Source organism: Comamonas humi (assembly GCF_054782535.1).
The window spans coordinates 1-5,348 of sequence record NZ_BAAGSH010000027.1; the positions used below are offsets into that span (position 1 = coordinate 1).

General features: G+C 51.4%; 2 tRNA genes and 3 rRNA genes. All 5 read right to left on the reverse strand.

Annotated elements, in window-relative coordinates:
* Positions 1 to 53 (reverse strand): 5S ribosomal RNA (rrf, locus tag ACYVKR_RS24465); the annotation flags it as partial.
* Positions 54 to 183: 130 nt separating this feature from the next.
* Positions 184 to 3,059 (reverse strand): 23S ribosomal RNA (locus ACYVKR_RS24470).
* Positions 3,060 to 3,426: 367 nt separating this feature from the next.
* Positions 3,427 to 3,502, reverse strand: a tRNA-Ala gene (locus tag ACYVKR_RS24475).
* Positions 3,503 to 3,542: 40 nt separating this feature from the next.
* Positions 3,543 to 3,619: transfer RNA gene (locus ACYVKR_RS24480), tRNA-Ile, on the reverse strand.
* 93 nt (positions 3,620 to 3,712) lie between these two features.
* Positions 3,713 to 5,243, reverse strand: a 16S ribosomal RNA gene (locus tag ACYVKR_RS24485).
* Between the last annotated feature and the right edge of the window lie 105 nt (positions 5,244 to 5,348).

The following is a 5,348-nucleotide window of genomic DNA, read 5'->3' on the forward strand; positions in this document are numbered from 1 at the left end:
ACTGTCCTGTTCGGGATGGGAAGGAGTGGTTCCAACTTGCTATGGTCATCAGGCATAACTTGTGCGCTTGGCTGGTGGTGATACCAACCAAGCTAAATTCATAGAATCGGAATCAGTATTGATTGCGCCTTGTTGGCATAACTTCTGCGGTTGCAGAGTTCTTTGATCTTGAATCAAAGTTATAGGGTCAAGCCGCACGAGCAATTAGTACTGGTTAGCTCAATGCATTACTGCACTTGCACACCCAGCCTATCAACGTCCTGGTCTAGAACGACTCTTCAGGGGGGTCAAGCCCCCGGCAGATCTCATCTTGAAACGAGTTTCCCGCTTAGATGCTTTCAGCGGTTATCTCTTCCACACTTAGCTACTCGGCGATGCCACTGGCGTGACAACCGATACACCAGAGGTGTGTCCACTCCGGTCCTCTCGTACTAGGAGCAGGCTTCCTCAAATCTGCAGCGCCCACGGAAGATAGGGACCAAACTGTCTCACGACGTTTTAAACCCAGCTCACGTACCTCTTTAAATGGCGAACAGCCATACCCTTGGGACCGACTACAGCCCCAGGATGAGATGAGCCGACATCGAGGTGCCAAACACCGCCGTCGATATGAACTCTTGGGCGGTATCAGCCTGTTATCCCCAGAGTACCTTTTATCCGTTGAGCGATGGCCCTTCCATACAGAACCACCGGATCACTATGTCCTGCTTTCGCATCTGCTCGACTTGTCAGTCTCGCAGTTAAGCACGCTTATGCCATTGCACTATCGTCACGATGTCCGACCGTAACTAGCGTACCTTCGAACTCCTCCGTTACGCTTTGGGAGGAGACCGCCCCAGTCAAACTGCCTACCATGCACTGTCCCCGATCCCGATTAGGGACCTAGGTTAGAACCTCAAACGCACCAGGGTGGTATTTCAACGTTGGCTCCATGACATCTAGCGACATCACTTCAAAGCCTCCCACCTATCCTACACAGATCCGTTCAAAGTCCAATACAAAGCTACAGTAAAGGTTCATGGGGTCTTTCCGTCTTTCCGCGGGGAGATTGCATCATCACAAACATTTCAACTTCGCTGAGTCTCAGGAGGAGACAGTGTGGCCATCGTTACGCCATTCGTGCAGGTCGGAACTTACCCGACAAGGAATTTCGCTACCTTAGGACCGTTATAGTTACGGCCGCCGTTTACTGGGACTTCAATCAAGAGCTTGCACCCCATCATTTAATCTTCCAGCACCGGGCAGGCGTCACACCCTATACGTCCACTTTCGTGTTTGCAGAGTGCTGTGTTTTTATTAAACAGTCGCAGCCACCTATTCTTTGCAACCCCTTTGGGCTCCCCTTGTTCAGGTTCACCTACTGAGGGCACACCTTCTCCCGAAGTTACGGTGTCAATTTGCCGAGTTCCTTCTCCTGAGTTCTCTCAAGCGCCTTAGAATACTCATCTCGCGCACCTGTGTCGGTTTGCGGTACGGTCGTCAATAGCTGAAGCTTAGTGGCTTTTCCTGGAAGCTGGGTATCACTCACTTCGTCTGCAAGCAGACCCGTTATCACCCCTCATCTAAGCCCGGCGGATTTGCCTACCAGGCACGACTACAGGCTTGAACCAACATATCCAACAGTTGGCTGAGCTAACCTTCTCCGTCCCCACATCGCACTATTGATCGGTACAGGAATATTGACCTGTTTCCCATCAGCTACGCATCTCTGCCTCGCCTTAGGGGCCGACTCACTCTACGCCGATGAACGTTGCGTAGAAAACCTTGCGCTTACGGCGAGCGGGCTTTTCACCCGCTTTAACGCTACTCATGTCAGCATTCGCACTTCTGATACCTCCAGCATCCGTTACCAGACACCTTCTCAGGCTTACAGAACGCTCTCCTACCACGCACAGTAAACTGTGCATCCGCAGCTTCGGTAACTGGCTTAGCCCCGTTACATCTTCCGCGCAGGACGACTCGATCAGTGAGCTATTACGCTTTCTTTAAATGATGGCTGCTTCTAAGCCAACATCCTGACTGTTTTAGCCTTCCCACTTCGTTTCCCACTTAGCCAATTTTAGGGACCTTAGCTGGCGGTCTGGGTTGTTTCCCTCTTGAGTCCGGACGTTAGCACCCGGTGCTCTGTCTCCCAAGCTGTACTCTGCAGTATTCGGAGTTTGCATAGGTTTGGTAAGTCGCCATGACCCCCTAGCCTAAACAGTGCTCTACCCCCGCAGGTAATACTTGAGGCACTACCTAAATAGTTTTCGGAGAGAACCAGCTATTTCCAAGTTTGTTTAGCCTTTCACCCCTATCCACAGCTCATCCCCTAGTTTTGCAACACTAGTGGGTTCGGACCTCCAGTACCTGTTACGGCACCTTCATCCTGGCCATGGATAGATCACTTGGTTTCGGGTCTACACCCAGCGACTAGTCGCCCTATTCGGACTCGATTTCTCTACGCCTTCCCTATTCGGTTAAGCTTGCCACTGAATGTAAGTCGCTGACCCATTATACAAAAGGTACGCCGTCACCCCGAAGGGCTCCGACTTTTTGTAAGCATGCGGTTTCAGGATCTATTTCACTCCCCTCCCGGGGTTCTTTTCGCCTTTCCCTCACGGTACTGGTTCACTATCGGTCGATGATGAGTATTTAGCCTTGGAGGATGGTCCCCCCATATTCAGACAGGGTTTCTCGTGCCCCGCCCTACTTGTCTCTAGCTTAGTACCACCACTGAATTTTCACATACGGGGCTATCACCCACTATGGCCGGCTTTTCCACACCGTTTTGTTAACTCAATGACTATCACTAGAAGGCTCTTCCGATTTCGCTCGCCACTACTTTCGGAATCTCGGTTGATGTCTTTTCCTCTGGGTACTTAGATGTTTCAGTTCTCCAGGTTCGCCTCGCTAACCTATGTATTCAGTTAGCGATACCCTTGCGGGTGGGTTTCCCCATTCAGATACCTCCGGATCAAAGCTTATTTGCCAGCTCCCCGAAGCTTTTCGCAGGCTATCACGTCTTTCGTCGCCTATCATCGCCAAGGCATCCACCACATGCTCTTAGTCACTTGACCCTATAACTTTGACCTCTCTTGCGAGAATCTCAGTCAAGTCAAGCAACCGCTTGCGAGGTCTCTCACCTCGCGCGTTATGCCGTAATGTGAATAATTCCTCGATATTGCTATCTTGGAGAATATTCGTCATTACTAGATATCTGCATTCGCAAAATATCTGTTTTGACGCAATCAAATTAGTCACTGGCGGCACGGTGCGCCTTTCGACGCTTTCCGCCAGTAACTCTGATTTCGACTCTATGAATTTTTAAAGAACAGCCTTATTGATCGGATCGATCAATACAAAAGCAGCCTGCTTATCAAGCTGCTTTTGTATTGAGGAGCCCAAGATTATAACATCCTAATGTTTACCCTTAGATGCTATTTTTGGTGGAGGATGACGGGATCGAACCGACGACCCCCTGCTTGCAAAGCAGGTGCTCTCCCAGCTGAGCTAATCCCCCAGGATTTCCTTGCCACCAGGCATTGGTTTTCGCTTTGTGATGGTGGGTCTAGTTGGGCTCGAACCAACGACCCCCGCCTTATCAAGACGGTGCTCTAACCAGCTGAGCTACAGACCCATTCCCTTAACCAAGTGCCTTCTCAGCACCCAGCCAAAGCTTTTTCCAACAACCGATAAGTGTGGACGTTCAATCTTGATTGCAGTTTTCCAGAAAGGAGGTGATCCAGCCGCACCTTCCGATACGGCTACCTTGTTACGACTTCACCCCAGTCACGAACCCCGCCGTGGTAAGCGCCCTCCTTGCGGTTAGGCTACCTACTTCTGGCGAGACCCGCTCCCATGGTGTGACGGGCGGTGTGTACAAGACCCGGGAACGTATTCACCGTGACATGCTGATCCACGATTACTAGCGATTCCGACTTCACGCAGTCGAGTTGCAGACTGCGATCCGGACTACGACTGGCTTTATGGGATTAGCTCCCCCTCGCGGGTTGGCAACCCTTTGTACCAGCCATTGTATGACGTGTGTAGCCCCACCTATAAGGGCCATGAGGACTTGACGTCATCCCCACCTTCCTCCGGTTTGTCACCGGCAGTCCCATTAGAGTGCCCTTTCGTAGCAACTAATGGCAAGGGTTGCGCTCGTTGCGGGACTTAACCCAACATCTCACGACACGAGCTGACGACAGCCATGCAGCACCTGTGTTACGGCTCTCTTTCGAGCACTCCCAAATCTCTTTAGGATTCCGTACATGTCAAAGGTGGGTAAGGTTTTTCGCGTTGCATCGAATTAAACCACATCATCCACCGCTTGTGCGGGTCCCCGTCAATTCCTTTGAGTTTCAACCTTGCGGCCGTACTCCCCAGGCGGTCAACTTCACGCGTTAGCTTCGTTACTGAGAAAATTAATCCCCAACAACCAGTTGACATCGTTTAGGGCGTGGACTACCAGGGTATCTAATCCTGTTTGCTCCCCACGCTTTCGTGCATGAGCGTCAGTGCAGGCCCAGGGGATTGCCTTCGCCATCGGTGTTCCTCCGCATATCTACGCATTTCACTGCTACACGCGGAATTCCATCCCCCTCTGCCGCACTCTAGCCATGCAGTCACAAAGGCAGTTCCCAGGTTGAGCCCGGGGATTTCACCTCTGTCTTACATAACCGCCTGCGCACGCTTTACGCCCAGTAATTCCGATTAACGCTCGCACCCTACGTATTACCGCGGCTGCTGGCACGTAGTTAGCCGGTGCTTATTCTTACGGTACCGTCATGTGCCCCTTGTATTAGAAAGAGCCTTTTCGTTCCGTACAAAAGCAGTTTACAACCCGAGGGCCTTCATCCTGCACGCGGCATTGCTGGATCAGGCTTTCGCCCATTGTCCAAAATTCCCCACTGCTGCCTCCCGTAGGAGTCTGGGCCGTGTCTCAGTCCCAGTGTGGCTGGTCGTCCTCTCAGACCAGCTACAGATCGCAGGCTTGGTAAGCCTTTACCCCACCAACTACCTAATCTGCCATCGGCCGCTCTAATAGCACGAGGTCTTGCGATCCCCCGCTTTCATCCTTAGATCTTATGCGGTATTAGCACAGCTTTCGCTGCGTTATCCCCCACTACTAGGCACGTTCCGATGTATTACTCACCCGTTCGCCACTCGCCACCAGGCCGAAGCCCGTGCTGCCGTTCGACTTGCATGTGTAAGGCATGCCGCCAGCGTTCAATCTGAGCCAGGATCAAACTCTATAGTTCGATCTTGAATTTAAAGTCTTTCGACTACTCACTCACTTGACGGAATATCTAGAAAGAGATAACTCTCTTCCTCTACATTACTGTTTACATGAGCGTTTGTTTTAG